Annotated in this window: 10 protein-coding genes and 2 pseudogenes; 5 read left to right on the forward strand and 7 right to left on the reverse strand. The window is 62.7% G+C overall.

What is annotated here, in order from left to right; all coding sequences use genetic code 11:
- Window positions 1–13 precede the first annotated feature (13 nt).
- A complete protein-coding gene (argH, locus tag AC1DKD_RS01285) occupies window positions 14–1,537 on the reverse strand; it encodes an argininosuccinate lyase (protein ID WP_441625430.1) in 1,524 nt (507 codons plus the stop codon).
- A 159-nt stretch (window positions 1,538–1,696) separates the two neighbouring features.
- On the opposite strand from argH, the gene AC1DKD_RS01290 reads away from it, so the two are divergent.
- A complete protein-coding gene (locus AC1DKD_RS01290) occupies window positions 1,697–2,590 on the forward strand; it encodes a LysR substrate-binding domain-containing protein (protein WP_477142846.1) in 894 nt (297 codons plus the stop codon).
- A 368-nt stretch (window positions 2,591–2,958) separates the two neighbouring features.
- Here the strand turns inward: AC1DKD_RS01290 and AC1DKD_RS01295 are convergent, their stop codons facing one another.
- From AC1DKD_RS01295 to AC1DKD_RS01320, 6 genes and pseudogenes are all read right to left on the reverse strand, one after another.
- The gene (locus tag AC1DKD_RS01295) at window positions 2,959–4,539 is read right to left on the reverse strand and encodes an isocitrate lyase (RefSeq protein WP_477142847.1); all 1,581 of its coding nucleotides are present in this window, start codon (window positions 4,537–4,539) and stop codon (window positions 2,959–2,961) included.
- 513 nt (window positions 4,540–5,052) lie between these two features.
- Window positions 5,053–7,480, reverse strand: a pseudogene (locus AC1DKD_RS01300) (penicillin acylase family protein).
- A gap of 202 nt (window positions 7,481–7,682) precedes the next feature.
- Window positions 7,683–8,370, reverse strand: a pseudogene (locus AC1DKD_RS01305) (Vgb family protein).
- A 35-nt stretch (window positions 8,371–8,405) separates the two neighbouring features.
- On the reverse strand, window positions 8,406–9,635 hold the full coding sequence (locus AC1DKD_RS01310; protein WP_477142848.1) for a helix-turn-helix domain-containing protein: 1,230 nt from the start codon (window positions 9,633–9,635) through the stop codon (window positions 8,406–8,408).
- Between the two features lie 92 nt (window positions 9,636–9,727).
- Window positions 9,728–10,546: an alpha/beta fold hydrolase gene (locus AC1DKD_RS01315; RefSeq protein WP_477103002.1), complete on the reverse strand. Its 819-nt coding sequence runs from the start codon at window positions 10,544–10,546 to the stop codon at window positions 9,728–9,730.
- Between the two features lie 55 nt (window positions 10,547–10,601).
- Window positions 10,602–11,618: a hypothetical protein gene (locus AC1DKD_RS01320; protein WP_477142860.1), complete on the reverse strand. Its 1,017-nt coding sequence runs from the start codon at window positions 11,616–11,618 to the stop codon at window positions 10,602–10,604.
- A 334-nt stretch (window positions 11,619–11,952) separates the two neighbouring features.
- Between AC1DKD_RS01320 and AC1DKD_RS01325 the strand changes: the two genes are divergently transcribed.
- The 4 genes from AC1DKD_RS01325 (at window position 11,953) to AC1DKD_RS01340 (ending at window position 15,515) form a co-directional block, all read left to right on the forward strand.
- Window positions 11,953–12,987: an AraC family transcriptional regulator gene (locus AC1DKD_RS01325; RefSeq protein ID WP_441625444.1), complete on the forward strand. Its 1,035-nt coding sequence runs from the start codon at window positions 11,953–11,955 to the stop codon at window positions 12,985–12,987.
- 245 nt (window positions 12,988–13,232) lie between these two features.
- Window positions 13,233–13,835 carry a DUF1326 domain-containing protein gene (locus tag AC1DKD_RS01330; RefSeq protein WP_441625446.1) on the forward strand — a complete coding sequence of 201 codons (603 nt, stop codon included), beginning with the start codon at window positions 13,233–13,235 and terminating at the stop codon, window positions 13,833–13,835.
- Window positions 13,832–14,647 carry a DUF2182 domain-containing protein gene (locus AC1DKD_RS01335; RefSeq protein WP_441625448.1) on the forward strand — a complete coding sequence of 272 codons (816 nt, stop codon included), beginning with the start codon at window positions 13,832–13,834 and terminating at the stop codon, window positions 14,645–14,647. Before AC1DKD_RS01330 ends, AC1DKD_RS01335 begins: the two co-directional genes overlap by 4 nt.
- Window positions 14,640–15,515 (forward strand): DMT family transporter, encoded by an 876-nt coding sequence (locus tag AC1DKD_RS01340; protein ID WP_441625450.1) that lies wholly within the window; start codon window positions 14,640–14,642, stop codon window positions 15,513–15,515. The genes AC1DKD_RS01335 and AC1DKD_RS01340 overlap by 8 nt, the downstream gene beginning before the upstream one ends.
- Window positions 15,516–15,567 lie beyond the last annotated feature (52 nt).

A 15,567-nucleotide genomic window follows, 5' to 3' on the forward strand; every position in this document is an offset into this window, starting at 1 on the left:
ATAGGCGCAGGATTTACGCGCCTTGGTCGGACTCAGGGGAAACAAGCGTGCGGGTACGCCGTTCCAACAACGTCTGCGCCTCGACGAGCCGGTGACCAACCGCATCGATGGCATCTGTCTTCGCTTTGAGCGAGCGTCTTTGCTCGCCAATGTGCTGGAGGACGCCATCCGGAGCCGGCGCGCCATACGACCGGCGCGCGGCAACGTTGCGAACCGGATCCAGGCATTCGCCGATATCGTCTTCCGATAGCGAGGCCCTTCGCCCCACCTGTTCGAGCGCTGCGGCATCGATCATTTGGGCCGTAATCCCTGTAGCAGGGATTCCTTGATCAAGCGCTTGTCGAACGACAGCGCCAATGATGTGATGCGCGTCGCGGAACGAGAGGTCGGCTTTCCGGACCAGCAGGTCGGCCAGATCGGTGACAGCCGAGAAGTCCTGCGCAGCACGGTCTGCCATGCGCGGCCGATTTGGCTCAACGCGTTCCACAAGCAGTTTCATCAGTTCGAGAGCCTTTACGGCTTCCTCGCAGCTTTCCCAGCACGTCCTCGTGCTTTCCCGGCTGCTGTCGCCCGAGTGCGAAAAATGGGTAGATTTGACGGCCGTCAGTGCGGCCGACGTCAGTCCGATCAGATGGGACGTCTTCCCCCGCAAATACTCCAGAACGACCGGATTCTTCTTTTGCGGCATGATGCTGGACGTGCCGGCAATGCTGTCGGGGAACGACAGGAATCCGAACTCCGGCGTCGACCAGATGTAAAAATCCTGCACCATCCGGCTGCAAGTGATCATCATGATCGAGAGCACCGCGCTCAACTCCAATGCGAAGTCGCGTGATGCAACCCCGTCCAGCGAGTTCGGCATGGGCCGGGAGAAGCCCAGCAGCAAACTGGTCGACGTCCGATCGATGGGAAACGAGGTGCCGGCCAAGGCACAGGCGCCAAGTGGGCAATTGTCTGTCGTTTCCAGGACATGCATGAGGCGATCGATATCCCGGGACCAGGCATCGACCAGTCCCGACAGATAGTACCCATAGGTGATGGGCTGCGCAGCCTGCATGTGCGTATATCCAGGCATCACATAGGTGGCGAATCTCTCCGCTTGCGCCGCCGCGACGGCAGCGACATCGGTCAATGCCCTGCTGATGCGTAGAATGAAAGCACGAGCGCGAATACGATCGTTGGTGGCGCCCATATCGTTGCGACTGCGTGCCGTATGCAAGCGGCCACCGATGTCCTGACCTACCAGCTTGATCAGATGAGCTTCGTAGTTGAAATAAGCATCTTCTCGTGCTGCGTCGAGCTCGACCGCTTCGGGGCCGTCCTCCTGCATCTTTATCAGAGCATTGGCCAGGCGAATCGACGTCGCCCGGTCGAGAATGCCCTGGTCGTTAAGCATCAACAGATGAGCGAAATTGATTTGAGTCAGAATCGCGAAATTTTTCGCGAAGAATTCTCTGGTCGTGCGGGGCTGAAAAATGTAATCAATAACCTCTTTCGCCGGAGGTTGTTTGAGTCGACGGCTAACTTTCGATTCCATGATGGCAGCACTCTGTTAGAAGGATACAACCAGTTTGGAATGAAGCAGACCATGCGTCAAATCAGTGTTTCGCTGCTATTAATACAAAATTGATATGATAGGATCCGGCGTGCAGGGCCGGAGCGGGTCGGCCAAAATGTGCGCTTTTGAGGACCTCATATGAACTTCAAGCAAGTCGAGGCGTTCAGGGCTGTGATGAAGACGCGTTCGATGACCACGGCAGCCGGACTCCTCCACACCTCTCAGCCGAATGTCAGCAGATGGATCTCGCTCCTGGAGCAGACGGTCGGGTTCACGCTATTCCAACGAATCGGGACGCGGCTGATCCCGACGGCGGAAGCGGAGGCATTTTATGCCGATGTGGAGCGCGCATTTCTCGGCCTGGAGTCTCTGGGAGAAAGTGCGGATTCGATTCGCCGCCGAGGGACCGGCCTGCTCCGCGTGGGCGCGGTAGGCTCGATTGCACACTGCGTGTTGCCGGATGCCCTTCAGATTTTCAGGGGTATGTTTCCGGACATACCGATTGTGGTTAGTCTGGGGCGCTCCGATGTCGTCGCAAAATGGACGGCGACTGGTTTTTGTGACGTTGGATTCTGCTCTATTATCACTGATTTGCCGAGCCTGGATTTTGAACTGATCAATACCGCTCGCGGTGTGGCAATCGTCAATAGTTCGCATAGACTGGCCACGCATGATGTCGTGTATCCAAGCGATTTTGAAAATGAACACTTCATATCGCTGCCCATGGGTAGCCCCAACCGAAACCAGATAGATCGTCATTTCCYCAATGACCTCAGGCATCTTTCCATCGAGACACCATACGCCTCGACAATTTGCACGATGGTTAGCAAGGGCCTCGGAACATCTATAATAAGTCCGATAGATTCCCGAGCGCTTCGGATACAAAATGTTTCCGAGATACCTTTTTCCGAAGAGGTTCCGTTCAATAGCTACGCCGTGACATCGGACCATTTTCCGGTGGGATTCCTGGCTAATCGGCTGACAGACTGTGTGCGCCGTAGCTTCGAGGCCCTAAGGCATTCAAAAGCCTGATTTGGACCCTTGGTTTTCCCAAAGATCCGAACTGCCAAGGGAAGGCGCCATACAATGGCCCGCACGGCAGGCGCAGGGTGGGCCGCAGACTAGCCGACCTATTCGTCGACTACATCGCCTATTCCTCGCGGAGCCATTCGAAGCCACACCATGAAGCCCCGGCCGAGTCGGTTGGCTCCCATTCAGACTTCTGTTTGATCTGCCATCTCCAGAGCGCCGTCCACCTCAATTCCTAGGTGGCGAACCGTGCACTCCAGTTTCACGCGCACTGGAAAACGTTCGATGAGGCCCCCCGCGAGCTATGTCGCCGGATAAAAAAACGCCAACCCGTTTTGGGTTGGCGCTATGTTTGGGGCGTACTACTGGTATCAGAACTGGTTCATGGTGTTGTCTTTACCTGCCGCCTTCAGGGCTGCTTCGCCGCTGAAATACTCTTTGTGGTCGTCGCCGATGTCCGAGCCGGACATGTTCTGGTGCTTGACGCAGGCGATGCCCTGACGGATTTCCTTGCGCTGCACGCCAGCCACATAACCCAGCATGCCCTGGTCGCCGAAGTATTCCTTGGCCAGGTTGTCGGTCGACAGTGCGGCGGTGTGGTAGGTCGGCAGCGTAATCAGGTGGTGGAAGATACCTGCTTCGCGCGACGAGTCGGCCTGGAAGGTCCGGATCTTTTCGTCAGCGAGCTTCGCCAGTTCGGTCTGATCGTATTCCACGCTCATCAACTGGGTGCGCTCGYATGCCGACACATCCTTGCCCGCGGCCTTCATCGCGTCATACACCTGCTGGCGGAAATTCAGGGTCCAGTTGAAGGATGGGCTGTTGTTGTACACCAGCTTGGCGTTCGGGATGACTTTGCGAATCTCGCTGACCATGCCGCCGATCTGGGCGATATGCGGCTTTTCGGTCTCGATCCACAGCAGGTCAGCGCCGTTTTGCAGTGCGGTGACGCAATCCAGTACGCAGCGCGCTTCGCCCGTGCCGGCGCGGAACTGGAACAGGTTGCTAGGCAGGCGCTTGGGGCGCAGCAGTTTGCCGTCGCGCTTGATGATGACGTCACCATTGCCCAGTTCGTCGGCCGACAATTCTTCGCAATCGAGGAAGGAATTGTATTGATCGCCCAGGTCACCCGTCGTGTTGGTCACGGCGATCTGCTTGGTCAGGCCAGCGCCCAGCGAGTCGGTACGGGCCACGATGACGCCGTCGTCCACGCCCAGTTCCAGGAAGGCGTAGCGGATGGCGCGGATCTTGGCCAGGAAGTCCTCGTGCGGCACGGTGACCTTGCCATCCTGGTGGCCGCACTGCTTCTCGTCGGACACCTGGTTTTCGATCTGAATGCAGCATGCGCCCGCTTCGATGAACTGCTTGGCCAGCAGGTACGTTGCTTCGGCGTTGCCGAAACCCGCGTCGATGTCCGCGATGATGGGCACAACGTGGGTGACGTGGTTATCGATTTTCTCCTGGATGGCGGCCTTGGCAGGTCCTTGGGCAGCATCCAGTTCGCGGAACAGGCCGCCCAGTTCACGGGCGTCGGCCTGCCGCAGGAAGGTGTACAGCTCGCGGATCAGCGCGCTGACGGAGGTTTTTTCGTGCATCGACTGGTCCGGCAGCGGGCCGAACTCGGAGCGCAGCGCGGCCACCATCCAGCCGGACAGGTAAAGGTAGCGGCGGTCGGTGCTGTTGAAGTGCTTCTTGATGGAGATCATTTTCTGCTGGCCGATGAAACCGTGCCAGCAACCCAGCGACTGGGTGTACTTGGACGAGTCGGCATCGTAGGCGGCCATGTCGGCGCGCATGATCTTCGCGGTGTATTTGGCGATGTCCAGGCCCGTTTTGAACTTGTTCTGGGCACGCATGCGGGCGGCATACTCGGGGTTGATGGCATTCCATGCGCTGCCGTGGTTCTCTTTCAAACCAGCAACTGCCTTGATGTCGTCTTGATACTGGGCCATGTGAAATTCCTAAGCGCGATTGAAGAAAGGGTTGCGTGTGCCGCTACGGATGTCGAAGCAAGCAGCGTGGAATCATTGTATGGCGATTCTGGCGCATCACGGCGAAGTCTTATATAAGACATAAGAGTTGCTTTATCCTTATTTTTCAATGAGATAGGCTTTGAATTTCATGATGTGGAACGCGTTTTCGAGAAACGAAAACAAACCGCTGCGGAAATTCGGAGTGAATTCCGCAATGTGAAAAGCGCTTTCAGTTGTTAGCAGTGAAGGCAAGCACAGATGGCTTGAGCAACGATCGTTGGGGGGATTTTGCAGACGTCTGTCGAACGAACAGCGTCATGAGTCGGCGCGGAGACGTGTGGCTGTCTTCGTGTCCGCTGTGGTCATTCGATCACCCCGCCAGCGAGGCCTCCCGTCTTGGCGCGCTGGCTGCCATGATGGCGCTCACACCGCCACCGGGTCCGACGCCAACGATCAAGCCGAGACCGTCGGCCAGACCCTGCCAGCGACGATCTACCGAGGTGCGACCAAGACCTTTTCCTCGCTGCGCGTATGTCGCGCGACCTCGCCCGCCTCCAGGCGCAGCGGCTTGCGGCCGAAGCCCGTATAGAGGGCGAGCTGGTCACTGTAGTGCGGTGAGCGGGTGCCATCCGGCGCGACGAACCCGCTTTGCCCCGGTGCCACCACATCCCATGCCTGCGTCTTGCCGGCAGCGGCGGCACTGCCGAGCACGATCAGGTCATTCTCCGTCCCACGGTTCTGGTACTCCGGCACGCGGATGGCTTCGGCCGCGTCCGCCTGCGGAATGCCGAAAAAGTTGTTCGCGCGGAAGGTGAGCATCACGGCTGGCGGTTGCCACCGGGCGATATCGTCCCCGTACTTGGCCGACAGCGATGTCCAGGCGTCGCCCAGTGCGGCGCGAATCACGTCGTCCGGCGCGGCGCCGCCAAACAGGTCCACGCGCTGGGGAATGGCCGAGCGTGGCCCCAGCAACGCCTCATAGAGAACCTTGCTGCCCGTGCTGAGGTTCAGCGAGCCGGTGGGGCCATCCTGCGTCGTCTCGTAGCCGCTGGCCATGTACCACTTGTCGAACGGCGCCGGAACCGCCTTGACGACGGTCCTTGCCAGCATCGACGTGAGCCAGGCATTCATGATTGCCGAGCCGGGCCGGGCGTACTTTCCGGTGTCGCGCGGGTCGTCGTTGATGCCGTTCCAGCCCGCCAGCGTATCGGCAAGGCGGCGGCGCGGGTCATCGGCAGGCAGCGCCGCCGCCGCATTGCGGATGAACGGCAGGAAGTGCCGCACGTTCAGGTCCGAGCGGCTGGTGTCCTTCAGTATCTGCCAGGCATCGTCGCTGTCGAGCGTCGCGTGCGCCTCGATGCGATGCTGGATTTCGACGTTGCGGTCCGCCGCGCCCCAAAGAAAGGCAAACAGATCGGAGGCCGGGTAGCCCTGCTCAGGCGAGTTGTTCCAGTTGGCGATATAGCCCGAGCGCGGGTTGTAGACCTGCGGGTTGGTGGCGAACGGCAGCACGCCGCGCCAGTCCCATTCCCCGGTACCGGGCACGGGCAGGCGCGGGTCGTGCCCGGTCCGACGATGCGGATAGGCGCCGGTGTGTACGTATCCGATATTGCCCTGGCGATCCGCGTAATACCAATTGGACGATGCCGTGCACGGTGCGGTAGATGTCGAGTGTCACGGGCGCGCCATCCTTGACGTGGATGAGCTCGGAGCGCTTTTGCATCTGCACCCACTTGCCGTTGTGCCAGTAGAAGTCAGGCCGGGTGGGGTCGATGCGCTCGGCAAACATGTCGATGTCGTCGCCAAAGCCGGCGGTCGATCCCCAAGAGATCTTGCCGTTGTGGCCAAACAGGATGCAGGGGTAAGCAAACGGCGTATTGCCGACGATATCGAAGCCCGCGCCATGCAGGCCAATACCGTAGGTGTAGCCAGGGTTGAACCAGCCAAACTGCGGCCCGTTGAGCATGATCGCCTTGGCATCGCGCGCGCGCTGCTTGCCGATCACCCACATATTGCTGGTGGTCGGGAAGCCGGCAAGGCCGTTGGCGCCGCTCTGCGCATACTGGGCGAACACGGTGTCGCGGTTGGCCTGCGCGTCGAGCGCGAGCAGCATGCCGTCGTCGCCGCGCGCGGGCCGCTCGGCCATCGGAGGCGGTCCGTCGTAGCGCGGCAACGTGTAGGCAAGGCCACCGGTGACTGACGCGGCGCCGAGCCGTATCGGGTAAGTACGCTCGCCGGCTGCGATGGTGGTGACCGCCTTCGGGTTGACGAGCCACTTCAACTGAGTGAACAGATCCATGCCGCGCGCTTCGCCATACCGGTCCTTCAGGGCGGTGAGCAGCGCGAGGTTGTCCACCTCGCTGGTGCTGTCGGAGAAGCGGTTCGCCATGGTGCCGACGAACACCATCGCCACGTCGAATGCGCTCCAGTCCGAAGGCTTGAAGCCGGCGTCGTTGAACTGCTTGGGCATCAGGGTGTCGGGCCGCGCACGGACCTGCGCGATCCACGCATTCATCCCGGCGGCATAGCCATCGAGGATGTCACGCTCCCTTTTCGGCAAAGCTGCAATTTGTTGCTCGATCGCCGCGGGCCAGTAGTTGCCGCGCGTTGCCAGGTCGAACTTGGCGAACTGCTCGCCGAACACCTCGGCCACGGTGCCTTGCGTGCTGCGCTTTGCCATCTCCATCTGGAACAGCCGGTCTTGCGCGACGGCATAGGCATAGCCATAGAAAAGCTTGTAGGCGGTGTCCGCGTAGATATGCGGCACGCCATACTCGTCCCGCTTGATCACGACCTGCTGCGCGGCAGGGGCCGAGGCAGCATGGGCCGTCGCAACACCAATGGGAATATCCACGATGCCGCCGAGGGCGAGGATGGCGGCAGTCGATGCAACGCAGGCAAGGCGGGGGCGCAGGGGCATGATGTCTCCGGGGTCTCTTTTCCTTATGGCGCCGGAACATCCTAAAATAAGCCGACCGAGCGGTCAATTAATCAAAACCCATCTGCGCCCGCAACTTGTCGCGCGCCGCTTGAGTCTTGCCGCGCAGCGGCATTGCTGCCGCCGATGGTGGCGCGCCTTGTCGTCCCCGCTTGCGCAACCTCGCCCGCGACGGCCGCTTCGATTACTTGCTCCTGGTATCGGCGGCGACCCCGTCGTCCCCGCCAGCCGCGGCGCCTCGCCTGGGTCGGCGGACAGCTCTGACCTTCCCGCTACTCCCGCCACCGCAGAAGAACTGGTCGCCGCCATCGGACTCGAGTCCCGAGATGCCGGCGCCTGGAGGCATCTCGACCTTCTCCTCGACCACGCCCGTTCGGGGATCGATTCGCCTCAGTTCGCTCTGGTCGCCTTCCCAGGTGCCGTGCCAGAGTTCTCCGTCGATCCACGTGACCCCGGTGACAAAACGGTTGGACTCGATGGTGCGGAGAATCGCCCCGGTCTGGGGATCGACCTGATGGATCTTCCGGTCCCGGTACTGCCCCACCCAGAGCGTTCCTTCGGCCCACGCGAGCCCCGAGTCGCCGCCGCTGCCGGGCGCCGGAATCGTGCCARGTACGCGGCCGGTTGCCGGGTCGATCTTCTGGATGCGATTCTCGGCGATCTGATAGAGGTACCGGCCGTCAAAGGCCGTTCCTGCGTGCGCGGCGACATCGATTGAGCGTAGCGTCTTGCCGCTCGCCGGATCGAGGGCGTTCAGCTTGTCTCCGGTGGCGAACCAGACTTGCTGACCGTCATAGGTGACGCCATGCACGTTGTCGATACCTGGAAAAGGGACCGTATTCACGGATGATTTCGGCTGCCGAGTGTTTCATTTCTCTGTCCTCGTCACTGGTTGCATGTGTACATCCTAGTCACTTGGCAGGGGCGCGGGGAGTAACAAGGTCGTCGCGAATCCCGGCACGGGCGGGGTCACCCAGCGACGCGCCCGCCCGTGACCAAACGACTGCACCTTGCCTGCTGCCGCCAGCGCATCGATCGCGCGCTGCACGGTCCGCTGGCTGGCGCCAAGCGCCAGGGCCGAGCTCGACCATGACTCACCGTCGGCAAGGAAGGCCAGCACTGCCGCGTGCTTGTCTTCGACGGGACGCGCCAGCACGACGATCTCGCGCGCGTGGCCCGGCACCAGTGCGAATCCTCGCTTCGTGGCGCTCACGCCGGCCACTTCCCGAAGCACGGTGCGAAGCCGCCCGACTTCAACGCGCAACCGCACGCGATGCGATTCATCGGCGTGCTTCGTCCGGAATGCCTGTGCGATGAGCGTTTCCCGGGCTACGTCTTCGGGCCACGCTTCGGCCAGTGTGCGTGCTAGCGCGAACAACACGGGACGCCTGGCGAGCAAGACCGCCTTGCCGGCGTCATGCACGACATTGCGGCATGCGTCCACGACGAGCGCTTTCGACGCCAGCAGCGCTTCCACCTCATCCAGCAGCAGGAGCCGCTCCTCGCCACGCGCAACCAGGCGCGCCGCGGGCGTGTTCAGGATGAGGGATGCGTTTTCAACCTCCGCCGTCAGCGCTGGGATTCCCGCGAGGCGTGCGGCGCGCTGGGCCCGATCGAGCGCGGCACGCGCCGTTTTCGATTGCAGGCGTCGCATTGCGATCCCGGCGACGACCAGTTCGTGCGCGGTCTTCAATGCAGGTGGATAGTCGGCAGGTGGAAAGGGCGAGGAGACGACTCCGGCGAGCGTATGTTCGGCGTCGTCGAGGCGCCCGATCAGGAGGAGGCGCCTGACTTCGAGATACCGCGCATGCGCGGCGTTGACGTGGTCGCCGTGCGCTTCGAGCGTTGATCGGGCTGCGTCGAGCACCCTGGCGGGCCAGCCCAGGTCGCGCGAGGCGAGTGCGATCTCGGCTTCGGCAATGACACACCTGGCGCGGGCCACGGCTTCCTTGGGGCCGAAGGCGCGCGCCGCGCTCCGCACGAGCGCCTTGGCCCGGGGGAGATCCCCGAGCTGTGCCATCGCGATGCCGCGAAGCGCGAGCGCGGGCGCGTCGTCGCGCAAGGCGACCCGGTTCAGCGCGCCGAGGGGGTCGCCCGCAGCGAGCGCACGCRCCGCGGCGGTGATCAGCGAATCCATCTACCTGAATCCCGCCACACTTGTCACGCTCCCCGTTCGAAGTCAGGCGCTAATCTAGCACACGAGTACCAGCCAGCACGCCTGTTCCTGAGTCAGGCGAGCGCCAGCCGCGCTCCCGCACTGCCGATATGCCGCACGATCGCAGCGTTGACTTCGAGCGTATGCGTAAGCGGGCCCATATGACCGGCGCCTTCGATGACAACAAGACTGGCGGCGGGCATGAGTGCCGGCAACGCTTCCGCGATGAGTCGCGTCGGCGTGGGCGCGTGTTCGCCGCGCATGATCAACACGGGAAAATCGAGGTCGCCGTATGCGGCCATAGGCGTCGGCTCCTCGATCAGCGCGCGAAAATCCAGCGGTGCTTTTGGCGTCCAGCGTGCCAGCGCGGCTTGCACGGACGGCCGTAGCGCGGCCCACGCGCCCGGGCCGCTCCAGTAGTCGACAAACGACATGGCCGCGCCGATGTAGTCGCCGGTGCACACCGCCTCCGCGGTTTTCGTGGCAATCGCCCGGATCTCGGCGAACGCGGCCGTCCCGTGCGCGCCGATCGCTTTCAGCAGGTGAAAGGCGGACGGCTCATAGAGGGCAAGGCTGGCAATTCGATGCGGTCGCTCGACAGCAGCATGGAGCGCGACGCCTCCGCCATAGGAGTGGCCGACAAGGTGCACCTTGCAACCGGCACGATCGATGATGTCGATCGTTCTAGCCGCCTCGTCTGCCAGGGTAAAGGCGCGCACGCCGCTCCATGGGCCAGAGCTGTCGCAGCCGTAATGCTCGGGTGCGAAGAGCGCGTGGCGCGGGTCGAGCGCGCTGCCAAGCTGCCGCCATTGCCCCGCACCCGCACCCGAGCAATGCAATGCGATCACGGGCGCCGGGTTCACCGTCGTTGGGTTACGGATCTGCATATCCATCACGGTCTCCAATCAAGTCGCGGTTTTGCCGGTGGCCCGTGTTTTCGATTGCCYGTCAGCCCATGATCGGCGCGAGCGCGGCCCCGATCCGGTGCRCTTGCGCCGGCGAGATCATGGCGTTGAGCGTTTCGCCGAAGCGCGGGATCTGCACGCCCGACACGATGTATTGGAAGCGATAGGCGGCAAGGACGGTGTTCATCACGCTATCCTTCTCGGCCGTTGTCGTGGGCCGGTTGCAAAGTTCGATGAAGTAGCGCGCGTCCGCTGCCGCCTGGGCTTGCAGAATGACATCGATGGCGCGGACCAGCGCAATCAGGTCGTCCACGGCCGCATCGCGTGCTTGCGGCGAAAGTTTCGCGTTCTCACGGACCCATTCCAGTTCATCCAGAATCGCGTGCTGCGACTCCTCTTTCCAGTGGAACAGGAACACATCCTTGAACAGGGGTGAGAGCTCGCTGTCCGGCGCAATGCTGGCCCGGTAGTGGGCTTGCGTGAACAGTTCAATGAGGCAGGTCAGCGCGAGCACCGACCAGGTCGACTTGCCCAATACGAACGACGCGACGTCATCGGGCTGCGGTTCGAACTTGTATCCCGCGGGCATCCGGGCGCCGATCATGGTCTCGATACGGCGAAACAGCGCCTGGTGCTTTAGCTCTTCGTCGGTGAAGCGAACCAGCGCCTCAAGCGCGATCTGGTCGCCAAGCCAGTGGTCGCGGCTCACCTCAAGCATCTTGGCGCCGATGAACCGCTCGACCAGGCCGAAGATATTGGCATACGAGCGACCCTGGATCTGCGACAGCAGGCGGCGCTCGTTGCCGTTCAGGAACGGCAGGCGATCGACGAACGACAGGCCATCAGGCAGGAATTTCTTCGTGAAGTCGAAATCCCGATGGCGAAGCACGTCGCCATCAATGTCCCACCGGACGCGCCTGGACACTTCCACGCATTTGGCGTAGCGCGCGGAATCGACGTAAGGTTGCGAGAGAGGTGGTTGAATACCGGCAACGGCATGCCGGATCCTGAGGGCGGCGGGATCGGTATCGGGCAGAGAAGGTGAATGGATTGCGGACATGACGGTTCTCCTTGGGAGACGGGGTTGGGGTTGCAGCTGGTGCTGCTGCAAAAAATGCGGTCGAGGGACAATTGAGGTCCGACGACGTCGCAGCGTGCGCGCCGGTGCATTCGCAAATCGCCAGGTTCGTCTGGAGTAGACGCATACAACGCGTGCATCACCCGCCTGATTCGCGGAGAACGCCACAACCCTTATTGCTGCCCTGCTTCAATCGAATCTTCTTGCGTGTGTTGGCCTTCAGGCACGGGGCTAGTATCCTGACGGTAAGCACGCGATTGAATAGCCGGTCGTCCGGATTTCTTGTGCGTGGCCCCAACATTGGGCAACCGCTGCCATGGATGCTCTCTCCGATGTGTTGCGCGTCATCCAGTTGACGGGGGCGGTTCACCTCGACGGCAGCTTTTCGGCGCCCTGGTGCGTCATCGGGCAGGCTGATTCGGCGCTTTGCTCGGCATACCTGCCGCCCTCCGAGAACGTCGTCTCGTTCCATCTCGTGACAGAAGGAAGGTGCTGGGCGATGCTGCCAGGCGACCCGGCGAGCACGCTGCAGGTGGAAGCAGGCGATGTCATCGTGGTACCGCAGGGCGAGACCCACGTGTTAGGCAGTTCCACCGATCTGTTGCCGGAATTCCTGGCGCCGATACTGGCCAATCATGTCCAGGCGAAACCGGGTGAAGTCATGACACTCGTCCACGGCGGCGGTGGCGAGATCACTCGCATGGTGTGCGGCTTTCTCTCCATGCAGGACAATTCGCGCAACCCCCTGCTGTCCGCGCTGCCCAGGCTGTTCAAGGTGAGCATGCGCGGATCCGGCGCGTCGTGGCTCGAATCGTCACTGCGCTTCGCCACCGAGGAGGCGGCTTCGGCGCAGGCGGGCAGCGCCACGGTGCTGGCCAAGCTTGCGGAGCTGGTGTTCGTCGAAGCGGTTCGCCGTTACGTCGGCACGATGGCCGATGATCGCAAGGGGTGGCTGGCGGGATTACGTGATCGCTTCGTCGCGCGAGCACTCGCGCTGATGCATGCGCGGCCGGTGTATGCCTGGACCGTGGAAGCGCTCGCCCGCGAAGTTGGCATCTCGCGTTCGGGGCTGGCACAGCGCTTTACCGAACTGGTCGGGCTGCCACCGATGCAATATCTGGCGCTGTGGCGCCTGCAGCTCGCCGCGCGGCAGCTTCGCCTCACTGATTCGTCGCTGGCGTCGATCGCCGAGGCTGCCGGGTACGAATCGGAAGCCTCATTCAATCGCGCGTTCAAGCGGGAGTTCGGCAAGCCACCCGCGACATGGCGCAGGAATACGATCACGATCGGCGCCGCGACCCGGGACAAAGAACCCTCCGGCGACAGTCATCCGCCGGCAAGCGAATCTTAAAATTACTGGAAAATCACACCGGGCCGCAATCCGTCTCGCGTTGGCGCGCCCAAAGCGGGTATCCAATGAGCCAGTTCGACAGCCCCGGGCGAGAATGGCCGGCTGCACTCGCCCGACCGCCTGCCCGACCTTCGTTGACCTTGACTTGTCCCCCCCCGTAGCAGAGGATTGATTTGCTACTTGTCGCCGTGACTGCGGCAACAGGCCGGTGTTCGTGTACCTGTGTACCTTCAACGGAGGTCCATATGAGCTATCACCTGGAAGGTCGTCTGCTCGAGGTTTGCAACTGCAACGTCCTCTGCCCCTGCTGGATCGGCGAAGACCCTGACAACGGCACCTGCGACACCATCGTCGCGTGGCGCATCGACAAGGGAACGGTCGACGGCGTCGATGTCAGCGGCAATACCATCGCGGCTGTCGCACATGTGCCCGGCAATATCCTGCAAGGCAACTGGACGGCAGCGATCTACGTCGACGACAATGCCTCCAAAGCGCAGGAAGATGCACTCCTGAAGGTCTACACCGGTCAGGCCGGTGGGCCGGTCGCCGAACTCGCCAAGCTCATCGGCACGGTCGTATCCGTGGAGCGGGCACCGATCCGCTTCACAGTAGTCTCGGGCAAGGGCACGCTCGAGATCGGCCAGGACTACTTCGCCGAGCTTGAGCCCTATCTCGGCGCGACGGGTGGCCAGACCACCCTCTCCGACACCGTGTTCTCGACAGTGCCGGGAGCTCCGGTATTCGTCGGCAAAGCCCCGACCTATCGCTCCAAGAACGCCGCCCTCGGCATTGACCTCGACATCAAGAACCACAACGCCCTGCAAAGCACCTTCGTCTTCGACGCATGAGCCCGATGGCAGGCTCACCGCAGTCCGGCGCCTCGCGCCATCAGCGCGTGTTCCTGCCGATCCTGGCCGCGCTGATTGCGCTCGCGTGGGTGGCGTTGTGGGCTTGGACTCGCACGCCATACGGACGCTATCTTGAGCACGATGACTGGACCGCATCAGGACCGGCGGCATTCTTGTGCCGTGTCGTTCCCGCCGGCGATGTGGTCGTGCCGGTGGTGCTCTACGCCGCTGCGTGGATCCTCATGACGGCGGCCATGATGCTGCCGACTACCTTGCCGTTGTTCAACGCCTTCGATCGGTTGACGGCCGGGCGCCCGGACCACGTGCGACTGCTCATGCTGCTCGCGCTCGGCTACATGACGGTGTGGGGAGCCTTCGGGCTTCTGGCGCATGCACTACACAGTGCGCTGCTATCCCTGCTCGCCAGCGTACCCGGCCTGGCCTGGCACGGCTGGCTGATCGGCGCCGCGATCATTGCCCTGGCCGGCGCCTTTCAGTTCAGCAGGCTCAAGTACCGGTGCCTGGAGAAGTGCCGCACGCCCTTGAGCTTCGTCATCGAGCGCTGGCGTGGACAGGCGCACGCGTGGCACGCGTTCGCGCTTGGCGCGCAGCATGGCCTGTACTGCGTCGGCTGCTGCTGGGCGCTGATGCTGCTGATGTTCGCGCTCGGCACCGGCAGCCTCGGCTGGATGCTCCTGCTTGCGGCCGTGATGGCGATTGAAAAGAACGTGGGCTGGGGCCGCCGTCTCAGCACGCCGCTCGGTGTCGCGCTGTTGTCTTGGGCAGTCGTCCTGGTGACAACCCATGCTTGAAGAGCCCCGTGGCGTGCCGGCCTCGCAGACGATCATCCTTACCGTGGCGGCGATGCTTGCCTTCGCGGCCAATTCACTGCTGTGCCGGCTTGCGTTGCAGCAAGGGCACATCGATCCGGCCAGCTTTGGCAGCATCAGGCTGGTTTCCGGAGCGATCACGCTCGCGGTCATCGTACGGATCAGGCCGGAGCGGTTCGCGCGCGGCCATGCCGACTGGCGCGCCGCGGCGATGCTGCTTGCCTACGTCACATTCTTCTCCTTCGCGTATCTCACCTTGCCCGCGGGCACGGGCGCATTGATTCTGTTCGGTGCGGTGCAACTGACCATGTTCAGCGTGGGCTTTCGCTCGGGCGAGAGGTTCGGACCCATCGCCTCGCTTGGACTCGTGCTGGCGGTCGCGGGGCTCGTCTACCTGGTCTCGCCGGGTGTTGCTGCCCCGCCACCACTCGGCGCCGCGTTGATGGCGATCGCTGGCGTAGCGTGGGGCGTGTACTCGCTGCGCGGCCGCGGTGTGGCCGACCCGCTTGCCGCCACGGCTGGCAACTTCGCGCGGGCGGCGCCGCTCGCCCTCGTGCTGAGCTTGCTGTTCGTCGCCAACGCGTACACGGACAAGGCCGGAGTTGCCCTGGCCATGGCCTCCGGCGCACTGACGTCCGGCATCGGCTATGTCATCTGGTATGCGGCGCTGAGCAACCTTTCTGCCATGCGCGCGGCCACCGTACAGTTGTCGGTGCCGCTGATCGCTGCATTTGGCGGCGTGCTGTTCCTGTCGGAAGCGATCACACCACGCCTGGCTGCCGCCTCCGCGGCGATCCTCGGCGGCATTGCGATGGTGCTGTTCAGCAGGTCGCGCAAGCCGCGCCCTTAGCCTCCGACACCTGTGCGCAATGGGTTCATCGCGCCACCGGCGTCCCCGGAAT

Source organism: Cupriavidus sp. 05T313 (assembly GCF_056396665.1).

Coding starts and splice junctions, on each gene's coding strand:
- AC1DKD_RS01315 (WP_477103002.1), bottom strand. CDS start 10,546: ATGGATATGCAGATCCGTAACCCAACGACGGTGAACCCGGCGCCCGTG.
- AC1DKD_RS01330 (WP_441625446.1), top strand. CDS start 13,233: ATGAGCTATCACCTGGAAGGTCGTCTGCTCGAGGTTTGCAACTGCAAC.
- AC1DKD_RS01340 (WP_441625450.1), top strand. CDS start 14,640: ATGCTTGAAGAGCCCCGTGGCGTGCCGGCCTCGCAGACGATCATCCTT.
- argH (WP_441625430.1), bottom strand. CDS start 1,537: ATGGAATCGAAAGTTAGCCGTCGACTCAAACAACCTCCGGCGAAAGAG.
- AC1DKD_RS01325 (WP_441625444.1), top strand. CDS start 11,953: ATGGATGCTCTCTCCGATGTGTTGCGCGTCATCCAGTTGACGGGGGCG.
- AC1DKD_RS01335 (WP_441625448.1), top strand. CDS start 13,832: ATGAGCCCGATGGCAGGCTCACCGCAGTCCGGCGCCTCGCGCCATCAG.